Here is a 22667-nt window from a genome sequence, read left to right on the forward strand (position 1 = left end):
CAACGTCGGCGCTCGACGTGCTGCGCGAGGTGCACGGGTACGACGCGTTCCGCGGCGACCCCGCCGCATCCTCAGTACGATCCTTCGCTCAGCGGCCACAGCTGTGGAGAACCGGCGGCCGGTGTCGGTGCGCCCGGCTACCGTGGAGGGGTGAGCAGTTCCTCCACCGACCCGTACGCAGACGTCGTCTGGGACGACGCCGTCGCGCCGCCGGATGAGTGGGCTCCGCCCGAAGACGGATGGATGCCGCCGCCCGACGAGTCGTCCTCCCCGCGAAGGGCCTCCGGGCGCGTGGTCCCAGGCGCCGACCCGGTCGCGGTGCTGCGCGAGGTGTACGGATACGCCGCCTTCCGTGGCGACCAGGCCGCGATCATCGACCAGGTCGTGGGCGGTGGCGATGCCGTGGTGCTCATGCCCACCGGCGGTGGCAAGTCCGTCACCTACCAGGTGCCGGCTCTCGTGCGAGAAGGCACGGGCCTGGTGGTCAGCCCGCTCATCGCGCTCATGCACGACCAGGTCGACGCGCTGCGCGCCAACGGGGTGCGGGCCGCGTACCTCAACTCGACGCAGACTCCGCCCGAGCGCGCCGACGTCGAGCGCGCCTATGCGAACGGCGAACTCGACATGCTGTATGTCGCGCCCGAGCGGCTCAACCTCGCTCAGACCACCGCGCTGCTGCGGCGCGGCAGGCTCAGCGTCATCGCGATCGACGAGGCGCACTGCGTGTCGCAGTGGGGCCACGACTTCCGTCCCGACTATCTCGCCCTCGGCGACCTCGACGAGCGGTTCCCCGGTGTGCCGCGCATGGCGCTGACGGCCACGGCGACCCGCGCCACGCACCGCGAGCTCACCGAGCGACTGCGCCTGCCCGACGCGAAGCACTATGTGGCAAGCTTCGACCGGCCGAACATCCAGTACCGCATCGAGCCGAAGGTCGAGCCGCGCAAGCAGCTCGTGCAGTTCATCCGGTCGCAGCACGAGGGCTCGGCCGGCATCGTCTATGCGCTCAGCCGCAAGAGCGTCGACCAGACTGCGGAATATCTGCGCGGCCAGGGCATCGACGCGCTGGCCTATCACGCCGGGCTCGACGCGTCGGTTCGGGCGCGGCACCAGTCCCGGTTCCTGCGTGAGGACGGCGTGGTCATGGTCGCCACGATCGCGTTCGGCATGGGCATCGACAAGCCCGACGTGCGCTTCGTCGCCCACATCGATATGCCGAAGTCCGTCGAGGGCTACTACCAGGAGACCGGCCGCGCCGGCCGCGACGGCGAGCCGTCGGTCGCGTGGATGGCCTACGGCCTGGGCGACGTCGTGCAGCAGCGGCGTCTGATCGACGCCTCGCCCGGTGACCGCACGTTCAAGATGCGGCTCGGCCAGCACCTCGATGCGATGCTCGCCCTGTGCGAGACGGTGGGATGCCGTCGCCAGAACCTGCTCGGCTACTTCGGTGAGACCTCCGAGCCGTGCGGCAACTGCGACACCTGCCTGCAGGCGCCCGAGACGTGGGACGGGCTCGTGCCCGCCCAGAAGCTGCTGTCGACGATCGTGCGGCTGCAGCGCGAGCGCGGCCAGGCGTACGGCGCCGGTCATCTCGTCGACATCCTGCGCGGGGCGAACACCGAGCGCATCGTGCGTTTCGGCCACGAGCGGCTGGCGACCTACGGCATCGGCGCAGACCTCTCCGACCAGGACTGGCGCAGCGTCATCCGGCAGCTGCTGGCCCGCGGCATCCTCGTCGCCACGGGTGAGTACGGCACGCTGGCGCTGGGGGATGCCGCAGCCGGCGTGCTGCGCGGCGAGACCGATGTGCCGCTGCGGCGTGACGTGCTCGGTCGGGGTGGTTCCCGATCGAGCGACCGCGCGCGCAAAGCTGCAGCATCCGAAGCCCTCGACCCGGCCGATCGGGATCTGTTCGAGGCACTGCGCAGCTGGCGCGGCGGGGTGGCGCGTGAGGCCGGTGTTCCGGCGTATGTGGTGTTCAACGATGCGACGCTGCGGGCTCTTGCCGAGCATCGCCCGGCGTCGGTCGACGCTCTGGACGGCATCAGCGGCATCGGCGCGAAGAAGCGCGAGGCCTACGGCGAAGCCGTGCTCGAGGTGATCGCTGCCGCCGGCTGAGGTCGGGTCGAGGTCGATCGCCTGGGCAGGTCAGCGCGTGGTCACCGGGGCCGCAGCCCGGCGATGAGGACTTCGGCGTAGCGCGCGGGCGCATCCAGCGCGGCGGGCCCGGCCGTCGTCGCCGCCTGCAGGCCGCACAGCAGGCGGCGCAGGTCGTCGACGGTCACGTCGTCGCGCAGTGCGCCCGCGGCCTTCGCCCGGTCGAGCAGCTGTGCGATGTCGGCGAAGAGGTCTCCGGCGGCGGCTGCGGCATCCGAACAGACGAACGCGCCGGCCGTCAGCATCGCTGCCAGCGGTGCGTCCGCGCACAGGTGCTCGTGGACGGTCACGATCATGCGGTGCAGGGCCTCGGTCGGGTCATCGACCGCGATCGTCGTGCGCACATCGGCGATCATGTCGTCGAACCCTTCGATCGCCAGTGCCTCGATCAGCGCCCGCTGATCGGGAAAGTGGCGGTACGCGGTTCCGATGCCCACACCGGCCTCGGCGGCGATCGCGTTCAACGGCAGCTGGCCGGTCGCTGCGAGGTGATCCCGGGCGACCTCGAGAAGTCGTGAGCGGTTGCGCGCAGCATCCGCGCGGAGGCCGGTAGGCCGTGCGAGCAGCTGCGTCATGCGCCCATGTTACCGCGTAATCGGATGGATCATCCGATTGGTGCTACTGTCATTCGGATGATGTATCCGGATAGGAGAGGGAAATGATGGACGCAGAGCACACCGCGCGGCACTTCGACTGGGACGTCGCCGATCTGACCGACCAGCACGGCCGCACGATCGTGGTCACCGGCGCAAGCGGCGGCATCGGCTGGGAAATCACGCAGGCGCTGGTCGGTGCCGGTGCGACGGTCATCGCCGCGGTCCGCGACGTGGAGAAGATGGCGGCCCGGGTCGCGCAGGCCGCCGATCGGCAGGGGTACACGGCGGCCGACCGGCAGGGGTACCGAGTGCTCGATGGGCTGGATGCCGCGGCTGACCGCATCGTGGTGCGCCGGGTGGACGTGTCTGACCGCCGATCGATCGACAGGTTCATTGAGGCGCTCGCCGCCGACGGCGTCGTGCTGGACGCGCTGGTCAACAACGCCGGTGCGAGCGTGCCGCGGTTCGAACTGAGCGTCGACGGCATCGAGCTCACGTATGCGACGAACCTCGTCGGCGCGGCGAGACTGGCTGAGGGGCTGCTGGCTCTTCTGGTGGGGCCGGCGCCGCGCATCGTGCTGGTCGGCACGAACCTCTCGCAGCGGCTGCGGGCGGTGCCCGACCTCGAGCGTTCCGGCGACCCGGCGGCGTTCAGCCAGTTCCGCGCCTATGTCCGATCGAAGATCGCCGCCGCTGCGTTCGCGGTGGACCTCGGCGAGCGACTGGCGGCATCCGGCTCGCCGGTCCGTTCGGTGATCGCACACCCCGGGGTGGCCGCCACCGGCATGTCCGCCCAGGCAGACCGTGCCCTGACCCGGGCGATCGCCTCGGTCACGACCCGGTTGGGGCGCACCGCCGCCGATGCCGCGCGGTCGGTGATCTGGTCGGCGACGGCCGCAGAGATCGAACAGGGAGTGTTCGTCGGACCCGCGCTGCGGCGCAGCGACCGACGCCTGCACGTCGTCCCCGTGCGCGGGGCGGTCGCCGATCCGGCGTTCCGTGCGCGCGTGCGAGAGTTCCTGGCCACCGATCTCGCAGCCCGGCCGTGAGAGAGCCTGCCGCGGAGTAGCCTCTGACGCACTGCCACGTGAGGGCGGGCCGGGCTCGCCTGCGGGTGGCCGAGAGGGCAGCCAGAAGCGGCCAGGTCTCGCCCGGACCACCCGGGCGAGAACCAGAGGAGACATGGGCATGCTCGAGATCGCCGACTTCGCCATCGCCGTGCCCGACGACGACATCGCCGATCTGCGGCGCCGGCTCACCGCGACGCGCTGGCCGAGCCCGTGGCCCGACCACGACTGGGCCGCAGGAACCGACCGAGAGACGCTCGAGCGGCTGATCGGCTCGTGGGCAGACGGCTTCGACTGGCGCGCGCATGAGCGGCGGCTCAACGCCGAGCCGCAGCGGATCGCGACGGTCGGCGAGGGGAGAGTGCACTTCCTGCACGTGCGCGCACAGGACCCGGTGGGCCTTCCCCTGATCCTGACCAACGGCTGGCCGAGCACGTTCGCCGAGATGATCCCGCTCGCGCACCTGCTCGCCGACCGCGGGCACGATGTCGTGATGCCTTCGCTGCCCGGCTTCACGTTCTCGGACCCGCCCGCCCAGATGCCGGCGGAAGTCCCGACGCACGAACGGTGGCACGACCTGATGACAGGACTCGGATACCGGCGGTACGTCGCGCACGGCGGCGATCTCGGGGCCGGTGTCACATCTCGGCTCGGCGCCGCTCATCCGGAGTCCGTCGCCGGCATCCATCTCATGGCGGTCATGGGCGCCGCCGACCACCACGACCTCACGCCGGATGAGCAGGCGTACCTGGCCGGGATCGACGCGTGGAGCCAGGACGGCGGTGCCTACGAGCATCAGCAGCAGACGCGGCCGCTGACCCTCGCCTACGGCCTGAGTGATTCTCCGGTCGGGCTGCTGGCGTGGATCCTCGAGAAGTTCCGCGCGTGGAGCGACTGCGGGGGAGACGTGAGCAGCCGATTCAGCGACGACGAGATCTTGCTGCAGGCCTCGCTGTATTGGTTCACCGGGACGATCGGCACCTCCTTCCGCCCGTACTACGACTTCTCGGCGTATCCGACGCCGAGGCCCGACATGGGTGCGCTGCCCACCGCCGTCGCCGCCTTCCCCGCCGACATCGCCGTTCCGCCCCGCGAGTATGCCGCGCGCACCTACAACGTCGTGCAGTACACGCGCTTCGATCGCGGCGGGCACTTCGCGCCGCATGAAGAACCCGATCTGCTCGCCCGCGACATCCACACCTTCGCCGCCTCGCTCGACGCGTGAGATCCGGGCCGGAACCTGCCCGACACCGGGGGGAGCCGCACGCAGCGCGCAGGTCGCTCTACCTCATCGACGCACGGTGCCCGTAGGCTGGCCGAAGCCGTGCACCTGACGGCCGCACACCAGCCCACAAGGCCAGGAGGTTCGAGGATGAGCCTGAGCAACATCGAGATCGCGCAAGCCGCGCACCTGCTGCCGATCGGCGAGATCGCCGACCGGCTGGGCATCCCCGCAGACGCGGTGATCCCGTACGGCACGACGAAGGCCAAGATCTCGCTGCCGTATGTCACCGGCATCCGATCACGCCCGCAGGGCAAGCTGATCCTCATGACGGCCATGTCGCCGACGCCGGCCGGTGAGGGCAAGAGCACAACGTCGGTGGGTCTGGGCGATGCGCTGACCCGCATCGGCGAGAAGGCGATGATCTGTCTGCGCGAGCCCGCGCAGGGCCCGGTGTTCGGCATGAAGGGTGGCGCGTGCGGCGGCGGGTACGCCCAGATCGTGCCGATGGAAGACATCAACCTGCACTTCACCGGCGACTTCGCTGCGATCGCCGCGGCGACGAACCTGCTCGCCGCGCTCATCGACAACCACATCCACCACGGCAACGAGCTCGGCATCGACGTGCGGCGCATCACCTGGCGGCGGGTGCTGGACATGAACGACCGGGCGCTGCGCGACGCCGTGATCGGCCTCGGCGGCCCCGGCAACGGCTATCCGCGCGAGAGCGGGTTCGACATCGTCGTTGCCAGCGAGGTCATGGCGATCTTCTGTCTGGCCACGAGCCTCGCCGACCTCAAGGAGCGCCTCGGCGAGATCATCGTGGCCTCCACCCGCGACCGTCGCCCGGTGCGCGCTCGCGACCTGAACGCCCAGGGCGCGATGGCGGCCCTGCTGCGCGACGCGCTCGCGCCCAACCTCGTGCAGACCATGGAGCACACTCCCGCGTTCGTGCACGGCGGCCCGTTCGCGAACATCGCGCACGGCTGCAACTCGTACCTGGCCACGAGCACCGCGCTGGGACTGGCCGACTACGTCGTGACCGAGGCCGGCTTCGGCTCGGATCTGGGCGGAGAGAAGTTCGTCGACATCCTCTGCCGCAAGACCGGGCTGCGACCGTCGGTGGCGGTCGTGGTGGCAACGGTCCGATCGATGAAGTATCAGGGTGGGGTGGATGTCGCGGACCTGGCACGCGAGGACGTCGCCGCCGTCGAGCGCGGCACGGCCAACATCGAGCGGCACCTGGCGAACGTGCAGGGCGTGTACGGACTGCCGGCGATCGTGGCGATCAACCAGCGCGCCGATGACACGCCGGCCGAGACCGAGGCGCTGGTCGCCGCGTGCGCGCGGGTCGGTGTGAAGGCGATCGTGGCCACCCACTTCGCCGACGGCGGCGCCGGTGCCGAAGAGCTCGCGCGCGAGGTCGTGCGGGTGTGCGGGCAGTCGTCCGAACCGCCTGAGCCGACCTACACGTACCCGCTGGATGCGCCGCTGTGGGAGAAGATGACCACCATCGCCCAGCGCATCTACGGCGCGGAGGGCATCACCGCCGACGCGTCGGTGCGATCCCAGATCCAGCGACTGCAGGATGACGGATACGGCGACCTGCCCGTGTGCGTCGCCAAGACGCAGTACTCGTTCTCGACCGACCCGTCGGCGCTCGGGGCGCCCAGCGGACACACCGTCAACGTGCGCGAAGTGCGGCTGTCGGCCGGTGCCGGGTTCGTGGTGATGATCTGCGGCAGCGTGATGACGATGCCCGGGCTGCCGGTGCGGCCGGCCGCGGCATCCATCGACGTCGACGACGACGGGCGCATCACCGGCCTGTTCTGAGGCCCGGATCGGGCCTATGCACGCGCGTCCTGACAGGCTAGGCTCGTGCGCACCGGGATGTGCCCGGATGTGTCGAAGGGAGGCAACGATGTACACCGTCTTTGTCGCGCCCTTCGCTGACATCCATCTCTGAGAGGCCCTCGCCGCCGAGTGGCCTCCGTTCATCCGGAGCATCCCACTCGTGACTTCTTCTTCGTCTTCTTTCGAGGCGTTCGGCGACCTCGATCTCACCTTCGCCGACGTCACCCTCGGCGACGGCCAGCGCTGGACCACCTGGCCAGAATCCCTGCCCACCGAGCGGGGCCCCGAACCGCGACCCGGCTGGGTCGTGACCTCTGCCGGCGCCGTCGACACCGAGCTCGGCATCCTCAAGACCGGCAAAGAGGGTGACGTGTTCCTCGTCGAACGCGGCGTGCCCGACGACCCGGCGGGCCATGTGGTGCTGGCGGCCAAGCGCTACCGCGACCAGGATCGTCGCAGCTTTCACCGCTCCGCCGTCTATACCGAAGGGCGCGGCACTGACAACACCCGCGACATGCGCGCACTCGCGAAGAAGACGGCCTACGGCCGCACGGTCGCTGCCGCGCAGTGGTCGTACGCCGAGTTCGAGGCGTTGTGCAGGCTGTGGGCGCTCGGGGTTCCGGTGCCCTACCCCGTGCAGGTGACCGGGTCCGAAGTGCTCATGGAGTTCATCGGAACCGGCACCGTCGCCGCCCCGCGCCTCGCGCAGTGCAAAGAGCGCGGCCCGGCACTCCACGCCCTGCTCGACCAGACGGTGGAGATCTTGCGCGCCCTGGTCCGCGCCGGATTCGCCCACGGCGACCTGTCGGCGTACAACCTGCTCGTGCACGACGGCCGGGTCGTCGTCATCGACCTGCCGCAGGTCGTCGACCTGGCCGCCAATCCGCAGGGCTTCGACCTGCTGCATCGCGACTGCGTCAATGTCTGCGACTGGTTCGCCCGCCGTGGCGTGGAGTGCGACGTCGAGGCCCTGTTCGCCGAGCTCGTCGCCGACGCGTTCTGACCGGGTGGGTGGGTTGCCGCGTCCCGGCGCGCGGTCGGCTGCGCGCGGTGCGCAAAACACGGGCGCGTACGCAGAACGTGATAGCGCGGAGCGCCGCGCGAGATGTCACGCTGGCGTGTGGCGGGATCCGCACGAGGGCTCTGGGCCGAGACGAGGGCTCCTGAGCGCTGAAGACGCCTCCGCCCGGCGAAAACCCCTCTGCCCGGCGAAAACCACCCGCCGGGCGAAACCCCCGCGCAACGAGAGCCGGCCACGACCGGGTGTGCGGATGCCACAACCCAGGCTGAGTGCGAGGGGCAGCCGGGTTGTTGCATCCACTCAATGGAGTTGGGGTGCAGTTGTGTGAGACCTACGGTCGAAGCGTCCCCTGCGAAAGGTTCCCCATGGCCGACGTCGTCCGATCGAAGAAGCCGTCCACGCACCGACACACGCCCGAAGGCGGCGCGCCGACCGCGCCGCACTCCGCCGCCGAGGCCAGTGAGGCGCGCATCGACGTCGCGCATGTGACCGAACTGCTGCTGGGCACCTGGCGCGAAGCGCGGCTCGAATCGCGCGAGATGATCAAGGACCCGGCGTTCTGGCAGATCCACGGCCTGCCGATGCCCGAGCACCGTGAACGCGTGCTCGACCAGCTGCACCTGTTCGTGCGGGCCGATGCGAGCGGGCGGGCCTTCCCGCGCGCGCACGGCGGCCAGGAAGACAACGGCGGCAATCTCGCATCGTTCGAGGAGCTCGTGCTGGCCGACCCCAGCATGCAGATCAAGGCCGGCGTGCAGTGGGGGCTGTTCGGCTCGGCGATCCAGCAGCTGGGAACCACGCCGCACCACGACAAGTGGCTCTCGGACGTGCGCACCCTCGCGCTGCCGGGCGCTTTCGCGATGACCGAGATGGGACACGGGTCGGATGTCGCGGCCCTCGGCACGACGGCGACCTACGATCCGGCGACCGAGGAGTTCGTCATCCACACGCCGTTCCGTGCGGCCACCAAGGAGTTCCTCGGCAACGCCGCTGTGCACGGGCGGGCGGCGACGGTGTTCGCGCAGCTGATCACGGGCGGCGTGAGCTACGGCGTGCACTGCTTCTTCGTGCCGATCCGCGACGCGAACGGTGAGACCCTGCCCGGGGTGAAGAGCGAGGACGACGGGGTCAAGGGGGGCCTGAACGGCATCGACAACGGCCGGCTCGCGTTCGACCACGTGCGCATTCCGCGCGAGAACCTGCTCAACCGCTACGGCGACGTGGCCGCCGACGGCACATACTCGAGCAAGATCCCCAGCCCGGGGCGTCGCTTCTTCACGATGCTCGGCGCGCTCGTGCAGGGGCGCGTGTCGCTGGACGGCGCGTCGACGACGGGTGCCGCGCTGGCCGAATACATCGCGATCACCTACGCCGGGCAGCGTCGACAGTTCGATTCCGGCTCGGGCACCGACGAGGTCGTGCTGCTGGATTACGGCAAGCACCAGCGCCGGCTGCTGCCGCGCCTCGCGCAGACGTACGCGCAGTTCTTCGCGCACGACCACCTGCTGCGGATGTTCGACGGCGTGTTCAGCGGCGCACACGACACCCCGGACGAGCGCGAGAATCTCGAGACGCTCGCCGCGGCGCTGAAGCCCCTGTCGACGTGGAACGCACTGGACACGATCCAGGAATGCCGCGAGGCCTGCGGCGGTGCGGGGTTCATGGCCGAGAACCGGCTGGTCGATCTGCACCACGACCTCGACGTCTACGCGACGTTCGAAGGCGACAACAACGTCCTGCTGCAGCTGGTCGGCAAGCGCCTGCTGAGCGATTTCGCCCGGCAGTTCAAGGACAAGGATGCCGCGGCCCTCGCCCGCTTCGCGGTCGGTCAGACCGCGGGCAAGATCTTCCACGGCGCGGGCCTGCGCACCCTGGGCCAGTCGGTGGCCGACTTCGGCTCGACCGCACGCTCGGTCGAGCTGGGTCTGCGCGCCGAGCAGCAGCATGAGCTGCTGGCGGGGCGGGTCGAGCAGATGGTCACCGACCTCGCGACCGCACTGCGGCCGGCTGCGAAGCTGTCGCAGGCCGAGGCGGCCGAGCTGTTCAACGAGCACCAGTCGGAGCTCATCGAGACAGCGCGCGCGCACGGCGAGCTGCTGCAGTGGGAGGCGTTCGCCGAGGTCGTCGGTGCGGTCGAGGATGACGGGACCCGACAGGTGCTGACCTGGCTGCGCGACGTGTTCGGGCTGTGGCTGATCGAGAAGCACCTGGCCTGGTATCTGATCAACGGCCGCCTGTCGCCCCAGCGCGCGGCATCGGTCACCCGCTACATCGATCGCCTGTGCGCGCGGCTGCGCCCGCACGCGCAGGACCTCGTCGACGCCTTCGGATTCGCGCCCGAGCACGTGCGCGCGCCGATCGCCCTCGGCGGGGAGCGGGAGCGGCAGGAGGAGGCACGGGCGTACTACGCCGCGCAGCGCGCCTCGGGTGAGGCGCCGGTCAGTGAGAAGACGCTGCGCAAGCAAGCCGCCTCGAGCACGTAGTCGGCTTCTCTGCGTCCGTCGACCTCTTCGGGGACCGCGGTCGGGAACGCGGTCCCCCTTCTCATGTCCGGGGTGGCGGATAGGCTGACGCGAGTGAGCGACAGTGTGGTGACCGGCACCGACGGGCGCACGCGATGCGCGTGGGCGGGCGACGACGACGACTACCGCCGCTACCACGATCAGGAGTGGGGGCGGCCGCTGCACGGCGACGGCGCGCTGTACGAGAAGATGACGCTCGAGGGGTTCCAGGCGGGCCTGAGCTGGATCACGATCCTGCGCAAGCGGCAGCGATTCCGTGAGGTGTTCGCCGGTTTCGATCCCGCGGCCGTCGCCCGGTTCGGGCAGGCCGACATCGAACGGCTGATGGCCGACGCCGGCATCGTCCGCAACCGCGCGAAGATCGACGCGGCCATCGGCAACGCGCGGCTGGTCGATGCCATGACCGAGGGTGAACTCGACGCGCTGATGTGGTCTTTCGCGCCCGCACCGGGCGGACCCAGGCCGACCGAACTGCGCCTGCTTCCGGCATCCACCCCCGAGTCCACCGCGATGAGCAAGGAGCTGCGTCGCCGAGGTTTCCGGTTCGTGGGACCGACCACGATGTACGCGCTGATGCAGTCCGTGGGCATGGTCGATGACCATGTGGCCGGGTGCTGGCGCGCCGGCTAACCTCATTGCGGACGCGCCAACGAAGGAGCTGCATGCTGTTCGCCGTACGCCGCGCCGCGCAGCATGTCGGCCAATTGGTCGTGCTCGGCGCGGTCGCCGCCGCCCTGAGCGGCACGCTCGCGGGAGCGACCGCCATGATCGATCATGCCGTCGACGGCGGCGTGGCGCGGCTCGTGGCCGACGCCGACCCGATGGACCGCACCCTGGTGATCGATGCACCCGCCTACGGGAGCGACCCGAAGTCGGTGGATGCCGCGATCCAGACGGCGTTCGGATCGACGGTGCGCACCGCCATCGCCCGCAGCACGTGGACGCAGGCCCCGCTGGACGACATCGCCGGCGCCGGCGCCCCGCACGACATCACCTCGATCGTGGTGGTGGCCGATCCCGACATCGCTGACCACGCCGCCCTGACGCAGGGCACGTGGCCGACGGGTGATGAGGGGGCGATCTCGGCGGCCGGCGCTGCACTGCTGCGCGTCGCGCCGGGTGACACGATCGTCAGCGGCGGCGTGCCCATTCCTCTGGTGGGCGTGTGGCGGCCGCTCGATGCTGCCGCGGCGCACTGGGCGGGCGAGCCCTCGCCTGGATCGGGCAGGGACGGGTCGTCGGTGGGGCCGGTGCTCGTCGGCGCCAGCGTGCTCGGCGCGATCGATCAGGGCGGCCGTCTGCGGTGGACGGTGACGCCCTCGCACGCCATGGCCGAAGCCTCGATCGCTCCCGCGCGGGCCGGGATCGCCCGCCTGTCGGCGCAGATCGACCAGCTGAACACCGGCGGCCTGGGCATGCGGGTCACCGGTGGCTGGGACGCGACGCTGGCCCGCGCGGCGGCCGCCGCGGCATCGGCGCGCAGCGTGCTGGCGATCCCGGTCGTGCTGCTGGTCGTGGTCGGCGCACTCGTGCTGGGCGTGCTCGCCCGCGGGGTCGGACTGCGCTTGCGCGACGAGGTCGATCTGCTGCGCAGGCGCGGTGCTTCGCGGGCCGCGGTGCTGGCCGAGGTTGCCGGCATCTCGGGCGCGGTCGGCATCGTGGCACTGGCCGCGGGGACCCTGGCCGGCGTCCTGGCCGGCTCACCGCCCACCGCAGCGCTGGGGCCCGCCCTGCTCAGCGCGAGCGCCGCGTTCGTGCTGATCACAGCAGTGTTCACCGGTGCCGCGCTGAGCCCGCCGGGAGCGCGCGATGATGTGACCCGGCAGACCGTGGCCGGCATCGCCGGGGCGGCGGTGCTCGCCGCAGTGCTGGCAGCGCTCGCCGCGGCACAGCTGCTGACGACGGGCCTTGCCCCTGACGGCTCGGCCGACATCGCCGCGGCTGCCGCACCCGCACTGGCGATCATCGCCGCGGGCCTGATCGGCGCGCTCATCGCGGGCCCGGTCGCCGCGGTGGCCGCACGGGCGGCGCGCGGCCTGCGGGGTCTGGCAGGCGTCCTCGCTTTGCGCCGGCTGGCCCGGCGCGCCCCGATCGTGCTGGCCGGGGTGCTGAGCCTGTCGCTGGCGGCAGGAGCCGCACTGTTCGCCGTCGTCGCGGTCGCCGGGGCGGGCAGCGCTGCCGGCGAAGCGACCGCCGCCGCCGTCGGCGCAGACGTGCGCGCGGTCTACGACACGTCGCCGATCGTGGATGCCTCCTCTCCCGCTCTGGACGCCCGTGGCATCGACGTCCCCGACACGGACGACGGCAGTGCCCACGTGTACACCGCCTTCGTCTCCATGATCACGGCCGGGCAGGTGTCGGGCCGGCTCGTGGCGCTGCCGGCCGCGGTGCTGACCGCTGAAGCGCAGGTCGCGGCATCCGACCTCGCACCGGGGGCCGCCCTCGCCCTGGGGGACACGCTGGAGCTCGAGGTCACCGCGTCTGCGCCCGAGGGTCTCGTCGCACCGCACGCAGCGAGAGCCTCCATCCGCGCCTGGTTCGTCGACCCGTCCGGGGCGCCGCAGACGGCCACCGTGGGCACCGTGCCGGTCGACCGGCGGGCGCATCGCCTCAGTGTCCCGGTGCGTGCGGGTGACCGCCTGGCCGCCGTCGAGGCATCCGCCCCCGCCCCGTCGGGCGACCCGAGTCCGGCCGACGAGATGCAGCTGCAGATCGTCGCTCACGGCTCCGAACACAGCGCGTCGCTGGGTCTGACCCTCGACGAGGGACGACGGCTGGACCGCGGCGTGACGATCGACGACGTGGATGCCCAGGCCGACGTGGTGGTCACCCGGGCCTTCGCCGACGCGCTCGCGCTGCACCCGGGCGACAACGTCTCGCTCGCCCTGGGCACCCTGGCCAAGCCCGTGAGCGCACGGGTGACGGCGGTGCGCGACAGGCTGCCCGGAATCGGATCGGCTCGCGGCGTCGCGATGGACTTCACCGCACTGACCGGACGGGCGCTTCACCTGGGCGGATCGGTGCCGGCGGCCGACCAGATCTGGGCGCAGACCTCCGATGTCGCGGGGGTGTCGGCCGCACTGCGGGCCGCCGCGCGCACGCCGGTGCGGATCGTGACGGCCACCTCGATCGGAACGGCCGCGCTGATCGACCCCATGCTGAAGCTCATGACCGCAGGCGTTGCCATCGTCGCGCTGCTGGCCGTCGTCGGGTTCGCCGCGGTGGCGACCACCGGCATCCACGACCGGCGCGAAGAGACAATGCCTCTGCGCGCCTTCGGATTCACCTCGGCGCAGCAGAAGCGGTCGACGACGATCGAACTGTCGGTCTCTGCAGCGCTCGCCGTGGTCGTGGGCGTCGTGGCCGGCACCGTCATCGCCGTGTGGCTGGGGCCCGCCCTGGTCGGCGCGCTCACGGCGGGAGGTCTCACGTGAGCGCCCGGCGCCGGATCTCCGGCATGCGGGTGGCGCTGATCTCGGCGGCCACCGCGCCGGGCGCCTCGATCGTGGTCGTGCTCACGGTCGCCGTGATCGCCCTGATCGGAGCCATCGCGCCGGCGCTGGTCGAGAACGCCGAGACGGCCACGGTGCGATCGCACCTGGCGACGCTGCGCCCCGACTCGATAGACCCGGCCTCGACTCTGCGCGGGCCCGTGTTCCCCGGGCCCAGCCCGGGGGACGGCACGCTCACCGATCTCGGCGCCGACGCCGAGAAGTGGGGGCAGCCGTTCGCGGGCGCCGAGCGCATTCTGCCGAAGCTGCCGCATCCACTGCGCGACGTGCTGGGACCGCCGCGCGTGTTCGTCGCGATCGATGGCAGACCCGCCGTGCCCGCGCACGGTGCAGCCCCCGCCAACAGGGTGCAGATCGTCCTCGACCCGCTGTTCGCCGGCAGAGTCCGGTTCGTCGAGGGCGCCATGCCCGAGCCGAACGGTCCCGACGACCAGGTCGTGCAGCTCGCGCTGTCGCGCGACGCCGCCGAGGTGCTGCACTGGCACGTGGGCGAGGTGCGCCACATGGCCGGCGAAGCGACGCCCACGACCGTGCAGCTGGTCGGCGTGTACGAGGTGAAGCATGCCTCCGACCGGGACTGGACGCACCAGCGCACCGGCCTGAAGCCGGGCCTGGAGATCTCGGCCATGGGCGACAAGGTGCATCTGGCCACGGCGTATGCCGCACCCGGAATGCTCAGCACGCTCGGACCGCTGGGCGGTGCGGCTTCGACGACGGTGTGGTTCCCGCTGCGGGTCGATCGCATCGACGGGCCGACGGCTGCCACCGTGGCAGCGCAGCTGCGCGGCTTCGCGGGCGAGAACTTCGACTACAGCGTCAACACGGAGCTGTGGTTCCAGGGCGGGCTCGCCTTCAGCACCGCGGCGCCGGCGGCGCTGGAAGAGGGCGCTGCCAGCGGCGCTGCGATGGTCGCGATCGTGACCCTCGCGGCCATCGGCCCGCTGCTGGTCGCGATCGTCGCCGCCGCCATGACGGGACGCATGCGCGGGATCAGGCGCGCGGGCTCTGTGCGGCTGGCTCGAGCTCGCGGCGGATCGGTCGTGCTGCTGTCGACGCTGCTGGCTGCCGAAGGACTCGTCCTCGGCGCGATCGGCGCGGGCATCGGCGTGGTCGCGGCCGCGCTCACCGTCGGATGGGCGGGACCGATCGCCGCTGTTGTGCCGGTGATCGTGGCGCTGACCCCCGCCGTCACCATTCCGGTGACGGCCTTCGCCGCCGCGCGCCGCTCCGCGCGTGCCGATCTGGGTGTGGCATCCCGACCGGTGCGCCGTCGTCGACTGTTCGTCGAGGCCTCCGTCGTGGTGGCCGCCGTCGTCGTCGTCGTCGCGATGCTCGGCAAGGGGACCGGTGTGATCGACCCGATCCGTGCGACGGTTCCCGCCGCGCTGGCCGCCATCGGCTGCGTGATCGTGCTGCGCCTCGTGCCGTGGGTGCTCACCGCCGTCGAGGCGGCGCTGAAGGGCGGGCGCGGAGTGATGGCCGTGCTGGGGCCGGCCCGCGCCCGGCGCGGTCGAACACTGCCCGTCGCCCCGGCGCTGGCGGCGATCGTGTGCGTGGCGGGGGCCATGTTCGCGGTGGTCTTCGGCGCGACGGTCACTGCCGGGCTTGCGGCATCCGCCCGAGACAGCGTCGGTGCCGACGTGCAGGTGACCGGCACGTCTCTGGACGCCCCGGCACTGCGGGCAGTGCCGGGGGTGGATGCCGTGGCCGCCGTCTCTGCGGATGTCCAGCTGCCGGCCAACGGCGCCAAGCAGTGGGTGACGCTGACCGTCTATGCGGTAGACACCGCCGAGGTCGCCCGCGTGCAGGCGGGGGTGCCCGGCGCACTGCCGCTGCCCCACGGGCTGAGCGATGCGGGGAAGGATTCCGTGACCGCTGTGGCATCGCAGGCGGCCGTCGACTCCCTGGGCGGCGCGGAGCTGGCCATCCACGGCGTCGATGTGCACATCGCTTCCACCGTGCCGGCGGCGGCGTTCGCGCCCGTCGCCCGGTGGATCGTCATCGACCGGGCGAACGCGGAACGGATCCTCGGTGCAGGCACCACGACCCGTACCGCTCTGGTCTCGCTGCGCCCCGGCGCCGACCCCGCCGTGGTGGCGGCATCCCTGCGCACCGCCGCCGGAGACGGCGGCCGCACCCTCACGCCCGCGCAGGTCATCGCCGAGCGCTCGGCCGACCCCGCCCTGGCGACGGTGCAACGGGTGCTCGCCGCATCCCCGGCCATCGCCGCCGTGCTGCTCGTGTTCGCCGTGACCATGACGCTGCTGCGCGGCTCGCCGTCGCGGGGGCGGATGATGGGGCTGCTGCAGGCACAGGGCTATCCGCGTGGCCGCGAGCTGCCGCTGGTGGCGTGGGAGGTCGGCCCGCCGCTGCTGATCGCACTGCCGGTGGGACTGGCGGTCGGCGTTCTGCTGCCGATGCTGCTGCTGCCGGACATCGATCTGACCCGGTTCGTCGGCGGACGCGCGCAACCCGACCTGGCGCTGGCGGGCTGGATTCCGCTGGCCGTCTCGGTCGTGTTCGTCGTGATCGCCGCGATCGGCATCGCGCTGGCGGCTCTGGTCGCATCGCGGGTCAGCGCCGCCTCGGCGCTGCGTCGGCTCGCCGAAGAGGAGGACACATGAGATCGGTGGAGCAGGGCCCGGTGGAGCAGGGCCCGGTGGAGCAGGGGCCGATGGAGCAGGGACCGGTGGAGCGGGGCGGAATCGCGAGGGGAGTGGGATCATGACCGACATCACAGGCGCCACGTTCGACATCGTCTGCGAGGGGCTCGTGCGCATCTTCACGGCGCAGGGCGTCGAGGTGCAGGCGCTGCAAGGACTGGATCTGACCGTGCGGCAGGGCGAGATGGTCGCCCTGGTCGGAGCGTCGGGGTCGGGCAAGTCGACGCTGCTGGGCATCCTGTCGGGATCCGACACTCCCAGCGCCGGGCGCGCCCACGTCTCGGGCCACGACCTGGTCGCGATGCGCGGTCGGGAACGGCTCGACTACCGCCGGCGCACCGTCGGGTTCGTGTGGCAGCAGTCCGCCCGCAACCTGCTGCCATATCTGACGGCTCGCCAGAACGTCGCCATGGTGCACGCGGTGGCCGGCGTGATCGCCAAGGATCGGCAGGCGGCACAGGCCGACGAACTGCTCGACAGCTCGGGGTCGCTGACGTCGCCGACCGGCACCCCGCGCAGCTGTCGGGCGGGCAGAACCAGCGGGTCGCGATCGCGGTGGCCCTGGCCAACGAGCCGAAGGTGCTGCTGGCCGACGAACCGACCGGCGAGCTCGACGAGCAGACCAGCGCCGAAGTGCTCGCCGCCATGGAGCGCGCGAACCGCGAGCGGGCAGTGACGACGCTGATCGTCACGCACGATGCGGCCGTGGCCGAGCACGTCGATCGCACCGTGCGCATCCGTGACGGACGCACCGCGACCGAGACTCTGCGCACGATGCACACCGATGCCGAGGGGCGCAGCGTCCGCACCGCCGCCGAGTACGCCGTGCTCGACCGCGCCGGGCGCATGCAGCTGCCCGCCGAGTACGTCGAGGCACTGCGGCTGCGCGAGCGCGTGCGGCTGTCGCTGCAGCCCGACCGCATCGAGGTGCGGCCCGGGACGGCGGCATCCACCCCCGTCGTGCCGGAGGCACAATCCGCGGACGAAGGAGAACCGTCATGACCGCGCTGCACGCCGTCGGACTCACGCGCGTCTTCCCTACGGATGCGGGCGATGTGACCGCCGTGCGCGGCGTGGACCTCGACGTCGGCGCCGGGGAGCTCGTGGCGATCCGCGGCCGCTCGGGCGCCGGCAAGACGACGCTGCTGACCATGCTCGGCGGGCTCGACGCCCCGTCGTCGGGCACTGTCGAGATCGATGGTCAGGACCTGTACGGCCGCGGCGGACGAGCGCTGCTGGGCACGCGGGTCGCCTCGGTGTTCCAGGGGTTCGGACTGCTGCCGGTGCTCTCTGCCGCAGAGAACGTGGAGGTGCCCTTGCGTATCCGCCGCACCGAACCGGCCGAGCGCACGCGCCGGGTGGCTGCCGCGCTCGCCGCCGTCGGGCTGACAGATCACGTCGCGCAGCGGCCGGCCGAGCTGTCAGGCGGTCAGCAGCAGCGGGTCGCCATCGCCCGCGCGCTGGTCGTGCAGCCGGCCGTGCTGCTGGCCGACGAGCCGACCGGACAGCTCGACTCCGAGACCGGGGCACAGATCATGGCGCTGATCGCACAGCTCGTGCACGAGCGGGGGACGGCGGCGATCGTCGCCACGCACGATCCTGCGATGCTGGCCCGGGCCGACCGCGTGCTCGAACTGCACGACGGTCGGCTGACGGCCGCCGTCCCGGTCGGGTGACCTCGTCGGCCCGGCCCGGCCCGGCCCCGGCCCATCGGCCTCGTCGGCCCGGCCCGTGCACAACGGCGGGGATTCTGCCCGGCGCGCCGGGCCCGTCGCCGATTCCGCGGCGTGTCGTGCACGATCCCCGCAGCTGTGCGCGCGGGTGACCTCGGCTTCCTCCTAGGATCGGTGCGTGACCATCGAGCGCGATGATGACCTGGCGTCGCGATTGCGCACGGCCGCGGCGCAGGATGCCGCGCTCGCGCCGATCGATTGGAGCGTGCTGCCCGAAGGCGCGGTGCGCGACACGGTCGAGGTGCCCAGCGGCACGCTGGCTCGCGCGACGCTCGGACCGGCGGGCGGGCGCCGGGTCGTGCTCGTCCCCGGCATGACCGGGTCGAAAGAGGATTTCACGCTCATGCTGCCGCTGCTGGCAGCATCCGGATTCCGTGTCGAGGCATTCGACATGGCCGGCCAGTTCGAGTCCGCCGGGGCGGGGCCCGAAAGGCTCGTGCCGCCCGACCGGCACTACACGTTCGAGCTCTTCTGCGGCGATCTGCGGGCGGTGCTCGAGGCCGGCGCGACGCCCGCACACGTGCTCGGATACTCGTTCGCGGGCACGGTGGCAACCGCCGTGCTGGCAGAACGCCCCGACCTGTTCGCCTCACTCACGCTGCTGTCGGCGACACCGGTGGCAGGGCAGTCGCTGCGTGCGTTCAAGGTACTGGGAGCGTTCAGCGGGATGCTGTCGCCCCGGGCGCTGGGAGCGCTGTTCGTCTGGGGGCTGCGCAACAACGTGCACCGCGCTCCGCGCGAGCGCGCGGTGTTCGTCACGGCGCGGTTCGCTCTCACCCGCCGTTCGAGCGTCGCGGACGTGCTCGATCTGATGCGCCACACACCGGATCTGGCCGCGGCGGTGCGGGCGACCGGCGTGCCGACGCTGGTGGTCTCGGGAGCGCACGACGTGTGGCCACTGGCCGCGCACCGGACCTTCGCCGCGGCGCTCGGCGCCCGCCAGGTCGTGCTCGATGCGGGCCACAGCCCCTGCGAGACCGCACCGCACCAGGTCGTCGAGGCGATGCGCACCGTGCTCGACGCCTGAGCCCGTCGGCCGCATCGAGGCGCAGTCGGCCGCATCGAGGCCCGGTCGCCGCATCGAGGCCCGGTCAGCCGTACCGAGGCCCGGTCAGCGCCGCACCGCGTCCCGCCGGCGCAGGGCCCGCCGCGCCCGGCGCGCGGCCGCCCCGTCGCCCACGCGTTGCAGCCAGCCGCGCTCGCGCAGGTTGATCGCGACGACGTGGAACGCCCACGCGGCCCGGCGGCGGAACCCCGCGAAGTCGTCGAACGGGCGCGCCGAGACACCCACGTGCAGCGCCCTGTCGAAGTCGACGCCCGTGCCCAGCACGAAGCTCAGGTCGAGGTCGTCGTGGACGTGCGGGTCGTCGATGTGGGCGCGTTCTCGCGCATCCGTCCATACCGCCCGTCGCAGCGCGAAGTTCGAGCCGAACAGGGGGCGATGCCCGATGATCACGCCCATGGAGGCGAAGTATCCGCCGAGGTAGAGGTAGCGGCCGATGAAGCGCCACACCGGTCCGCAGTCGTAGAACCTGCCGGTGCCGGTGACGGCGGCCCGGGTCGGGTCCGCGTCGAATCCGCGGACCAGCTGCGCCGTCCAGTCCGCAGCCGGCCGGGAATCGGCATCCAACCGTGCGATGATCTCGCCGGTGGCCGCATCGAATCCGCGCGCGGTGGCCCGCAGCACGCCGTGCACCGGCTCGTGCACCACCAGAGCGCCGGCTGCCAGGCCCACCGCCGTCGTGTCGTCGGTCGATCCGTTGTCGACGACGATGATCTCGTCGGGGCGGCGGGTCTGCACGGCCAGATGCTCCAGGCACCGGCGCAGCATCTCGGCATCGTCCAGCGACGGGATGACGACGGTCACTGCGACGCTCGGGCTGCTCATCGTCGGCCAGCCTAGAGCCTGTCATGTGTCGGCGGCGCGGCACGCCGCGGAATAGCCGCATGGGGGCACCGGTTGGGCCCACCGGAGGACACATGGATTACGGGCACCCGCTGCAGTTCGGGGCATTCATCACGCCGGCTGCCGCGCAGCCACAGGCGCCGGTGGCGCTCGCGCAGGCGGCGGAGTCAGCCGGCCTCGACCTCGTCTCGTTCCAGGACCACCCGTATCAGCCGGCGTTCCTGGACACCTGGACCCTGATGTCGTTCGTGGCCGCGCAGACCGAGCGCATCCGCATCGCGCCCAACGTGCTGAACCTGCCGCTGCGGCCGCCGCTGGTGGTCGCGCGGTCCGCGGCGAGCCTGGATCTGCTCTCGAACGGCCGGTTCGACCTGGCCCTGGGCTCGGGCGCGTTCTGGGACGCGATCGCAGCGATGGGCGGACGCAAACTGACACCCGGCCAGGCGGTCAGCGCGCTGGAGGAGGCGATCGGTCTCATCCGGCAGGTGTGGGATGCCTCGGCCCGCGGCGGCGTCTTCGCCGACGGCGAGTACTACCAGGCGCACGGCGCCAAGCGTGGCCCGCGGCCCGCGCACGACGTGCCGATCTGGGTCGGCGCGTACAAGCCGCGCATGCTCGGGATCACCGGCCGTCTCGCCGATGGCTGGCTGCCCTCGGAGGGATACCTGAAGCCCGGTGACCTGGCCGCCGCCAACGCACGCATCGACGATGCGGCGGCAAGCGTCGGGCGCGCCCCGGGCGAGATCCGGCGCCTGCTGAACGTGGGCGGTCCCCGCTCGGACATGAACGGCTGGATCGATCACCTCGTGCAGCTGGCCCTCGACGACGGCATGGGCACGTTCATCTTCGCCACCGACGACGCGCGAGCACTGCAGGTGTTCGGCCAAGAGGTCGCCCCCGCCGTGCGCGAGCAGGTCGCCCGCGAACGCGCCGCCCGCGGCACCGATTCCACTCCGGTCCGCGCCGCAACGGCACTGGCGGCCCGCCGCGACGGCATCGACTATGACCACGTGCCGGCCGGTCTGACCGCGATCGAACCGGGCGACTTCGACTACGCCGATGTGCAGTCCACCTACCTGCGCGGCGGCAGCCCGGGCATCATCCTGCAGCCCGACTCGCCCGAGCAGGTGGCCGAAGCGGTCGCCTTCGCGCGCCGCCAGGGCGCAGTGCCGCTCTCGGTGCGCAGCGGCGGGCACGGCGTCTCGGGCAGGTCGACCAACGACGGCGGCGTCGTGATCGACCTGCGCCGCATGGACGACATCGAGGTGCTCGACGCCGAGAGGCGCCTGGTGCGCATCGGACCCGGTGCGCGCTGGATGACGGTGGCGGCGGTGCTCGGCGAGCACGGCTGGGCGCTGAGCTCGGGCGACTACGGCGGCGTCGGGGTCGGAGGTCTCGCCACCGCCGGCGGCGTCGGCTGGCTCGCGCGCGAGCACGGGCTGACCATCGACCGCCTGCGCGCGGCCGAGCTGGTGCTGGCCGACGGCACCATCACACGCGTGGATGCCGTATCCGACCCCGACCTGTTCTGGGCAGTGCGCGGGGCCGGCGCGAACGTCGGGATCGTCACGGCGTTCGAGTTCGAGGTCGACGAGGTCGGACCGCTCGGCTTCGCCCAGCTCGTGTTCGACGCGAGCGACACCGCGCGGTTCCTGCAGGACTGGGGCCGGCTGGTGCAGGAGGCCCCGCGCGAACTGACCAGCTTCCTGATCCTGGGCGCACGTCGCCCGGGTCAGCCCCAGCTCGCACACGTGATGGCGGTGATCGACCGGAGCGACCCCGACGACGTCATCGCCGTGCTGCAGCCGTTCGCCCAGCTGGGGCCGCTGGTCGACCAGCGCGTGGAGCTGACCACGTATGCGCAGATCATGGCCAACGCCGACATCGGACCGCAGCACGGTGCGGGTGAGCCGTTGGCGCGTTCGGCGCTGCTGGATGAGATCACGCCCGAAGCGGCCGAAGCGGCCGCGCGCATGCTCGACGCGGGCGAGACGTACTTCTTCCAGGTGCGGTCGGTGGGCGGTGCCGTCGCCGACGTGCCCGACGACGCGACGGCCTATGCGCATCGGGCAGCGGCCTTCTCCGTGGTCGCGTTCGGCGCGCACCCGGAGCGCTTCGACGGGGTGTGGGACGAGCTGGCCGCGCATTCGCGGGGACTGTATCTGAGCTTCGACAGCTCGCAGCGCCCGGAGCGCATCGATGAGGCGTTCCCGCCGGCCACCCTCGCGCGACTGCAACGGGTGAAGGCACGTGTGGACCCCGATCGCGTGTTCCGGGACAACTTCGCGATCCCGCCCGAAGAAGGCGTCACCGGCTGAGGCGTGCACGGGCGATGGGGAAAGGTCCCCATCGCCCGTCCCGCGGACCTCCCCTAAGGTTCAAAGGGCAAGCCGCCACGCCGGGCCACCGGGCCG

At 71.9% G+C, this 22667-nt stretch carries 15 protein-coding genes and 2 pseudogenes; 15 read left to right on the plus strand and 2 right to left on the minus strand.

Annotated elements, in window-relative coordinates:
- Nucleotides 1–150: 150 nt before the first annotated feature.
- Entirely contained in the window at nt 151–2118 is a 1968-nt protein-coding gene (gene recQ, locus QU603_RS00865; RefSeq protein WP_370655319.1) for a DNA helicase RecQ, read from the plus strand.
- A 41-nt stretch (nt 2119–2159) separates the two neighbouring features.
- Here recQ and QU603_RS00870 read toward each other — a convergent pair whose 3' ends face one another.
- Nucleotides 2160–2732, minus strand: a complete 573-nt coding sequence (locus QU603_RS00870; RefSeq protein ID WP_308492615.1) for a TetR/AcrR family transcriptional regulator — start codon at nt 2730–2732, stop codon at nt 2160–2162.
- A gap of 83 nt (nt 2733–2815) precedes the next feature.
- On the opposite strand from QU603_RS00870, the gene QU603_RS00875 reads away from it, so the two are divergent.
- The 13 genes and pseudogenes from QU603_RS00875 (at nt 2816) to QU603_RS00925 (ending at nt 19374) form a co-directional block, all read left to right on the plus strand.
- The gene (locus tag QU603_RS00875) at nt 2816–3802 is read left to right on the plus strand and encodes an SDR family NAD(P)-dependent oxidoreductase (RefSeq protein ID WP_308492616.1); all 987 of its coding nucleotides are present in this window, start codon (nt 2816–2818) and stop codon (nt 3800–3802) included.
- Between the two features lie 133 nt (nt 3803–3935).
- On the plus strand, nt 3936–5045 hold the full coding sequence (locus QU603_RS00880) for an epoxide hydrolase family protein (protein WP_308492617.1): 1110 nt from the start codon (nt 3936–3938) through the stop codon (nt 5043–5045).
- A gap of 147 nt (nt 5046–5192) precedes the next feature.
- Nucleotides 5193–6875 (plus strand): formate--tetrahydrofolate ligase, encoded by a 1683-nt coding sequence (locus tag QU603_RS00885; protein ID WP_308492618.1) that lies wholly within the window; start codon nt 5193–5195, stop codon nt 6873–6875.
- Nucleotides 6876–7056: 181 nt separating this feature from the next.
- On the plus strand, nt 7057–7899 hold the full coding sequence (locus QU603_RS00890) for a serine protein kinase RIO (RefSeq protein ID WP_308492619.1): 843 nt from the start codon (nt 7057–7059) through the stop codon (nt 7897–7899).
- A gap of 383 nt (nt 7900–8282) precedes the next feature.
- Complete coding sequence (locus QU603_RS00895) at nt 8283–10400, plus strand: acyl-CoA dehydrogenase family protein (RefSeq protein WP_308492620.1); 2118 nt, start codon at nt 8283–8285, stop codon at nt 10398–10400.
- A 63-nt stretch (nt 10401–10463) separates the two neighbouring features.
- A complete protein-coding gene (locus tag QU603_RS00900) occupies nt 10464–11069 on the plus strand; it encodes a DNA-3-methyladenine glycosylase I (RefSeq protein ID WP_308492621.1) in 606 nt (201 codons plus the stop codon).
- A gap of 32 nt (nt 11070–11101) precedes the next feature.
- Nucleotides 11102–13873, plus strand: coding sequence for an FtsX-like permease family protein (locus QU603_RS00905; RefSeq protein WP_308492622.1), 2772 nt, complete (start codon nt 11102–11104; stop codon nt 13871–13873).
- Nucleotides 13870–16575, plus strand: a complete 2706-nt coding sequence (locus QU603_RS00910) for an FtsX-like permease family protein (RefSeq protein WP_308492623.1) — start codon at nt 13870–13872, stop codon at nt 16573–16575. The genes QU603_RS00905 and QU603_RS00910 overlap by 4 nt, the downstream gene beginning before the upstream one ends.
- A 223-nt stretch (nt 16576–16798) precedes the next feature.
- Nucleotides 16799–17014, plus strand: a pseudogene (locus QU603_RS16460) (ATP-binding cassette domain-containing protein); the annotation flags it as partial.
- Nucleotides 16966–17157, plus strand: a pseudogene (locus QU603_RS16465) (molybdenum ABC transporter ATP-binding protein); the annotation flags it as partial. The pseudogenes QU603_RS16460 and QU603_RS16465, both read left to right, overlap by 49 nt.
- A gap of 102 nt (nt 17158–17259) precedes the next feature.
- Complete coding sequence (locus tag QU603_RS16470; RefSeq protein WP_370655364.1) at nt 17260–17616, plus strand: hypothetical protein; 357 nt, start codon at nt 17260–17262, stop codon at nt 17614–17616.
- Nucleotides 17613–18290, plus strand: coding sequence for an ABC transporter ATP-binding protein (locus tag QU603_RS00920; RefSeq protein ID WP_308492624.1), 678 nt, complete (start codon nt 17613–17615; stop codon nt 18288–18290). Before QU603_RS16470 ends, QU603_RS00920 begins: the two co-directional genes overlap by 4 nt.
- Before the next feature lie 175 nt (nt 18291–18465).
- Entirely contained in the window at nt 18466–19374 is a 909-nt protein-coding gene (locus tag QU603_RS00925) for an alpha/beta fold hydrolase (RefSeq protein WP_308492625.1), read from the plus strand.
- A gap of 84 nt (nt 19375–19458) precedes the next feature.
- Here QU603_RS00925 and QU603_RS00930 read toward each other — a convergent pair whose 3' ends face one another.
- Complete coding sequence (locus tag QU603_RS00930) at nt 19459–20235, minus strand: glycosyltransferase family 2 protein (RefSeq protein WP_308492626.1); 777 nt, start codon at nt 20233–20235, stop codon at nt 19459–19461.
- 59 nt (nt 20236–20294) lie between these two features.
- Between QU603_RS00930 and QU603_RS00935 the strand changes: the two genes are divergently transcribed.
- Nucleotides 20295–22571, plus strand: a complete 2277-nt coding sequence (locus tag QU603_RS00935; RefSeq protein ID WP_308492627.1) for an LLM class flavin-dependent oxidoreductase — start codon at nt 20295–20297, stop codon at nt 22569–22571.
- Nucleotides 22572–22667 lie beyond the last annotated feature (96 nt).

Origin of the sequence: Microbacterium terrisoli, from assembly GCF_030866805.1 — a bacterium.
GTDB lineage: Bacteria > Actinomycetota > Actinomycetes > Actinomycetales > Microbacteriaceae > Microbacterium > Microbacterium terrisoli.

Excerpts from the sequence above, each read along its gene's own strand:
- QU603_RS00870 (WP_308492615.1), bottom strand. The coding sequence starts at position 2,732 with ATGACGCAGCTGCTCGCACGGCCTACCGGCCTCCGCGCGGATGCTGCG.
- QU603_RS00875 (WP_308492616.1), top strand. The coding sequence starts at position 2,816 with ATGATGGACGCAGAGCACACCGCGCGGCACTTCGACTGGGACGTCGCC.
- QU603_RS00880 (WP_308492617.1), top strand. The coding sequence starts at position 3,936 with ATGGGCATGCTCGAGATCGCCGACTTCGCCATCGCCGTGCCCGACGAC.
- QU603_RS00885 (WP_308492618.1), top strand. The coding sequence starts at position 5,193 with ATGAGCCTGAGCAACATCGAGATCGCGCAAGCCGCGCACCTGCTGCCG.
- QU603_RS00895 (WP_308492620.1), top strand. The coding sequence starts at position 8,283 with ATGGCCGACGTCGTCCGATCGAAGAAGCCGTCCACGCACCGACACACG.
- QU603_RS00900 (WP_308492621.1), top strand. The coding sequence starts at position 10,464 with ATGTCCGGGGTGGCGGATAGGCTGACGCGAGTGAGCGACAGTGTGGTG.
- QU603_RS00905 (WP_308492622.1), top strand. The coding sequence starts at position 11,102 with ATGCTGTTCGCCGTACGCCGCGCCGCGCAGCATGTCGGCCAATTGGTC.
- QU603_RS16470 (WP_370655364.1), top strand. The coding sequence starts at position 17,260 with ATGGAGCGCGCGAACCGCGAGCGGGCAGTGACGACGCTGATCGTCACG.
- QU603_RS00920 (WP_308492624.1), top strand. The coding sequence starts at position 17,613 with ATGACCGCGCTGCACGCCGTCGGACTCACGCGCGTCTTCCCTACGGAT.
- QU603_RS00930 (WP_308492626.1), bottom strand. The coding sequence starts at position 20,235 with ATGAGCAGCCCGAGCGTCGCAGTGACCGTCGTCATCCCGTCGCTGGAC.
- QU603_RS00935 (WP_308492627.1), top strand. The coding sequence starts at position 20,295 with ATGGGGGCACCGGTTGGGCCCACCGGAGGACACATGGATTACGGGCAC.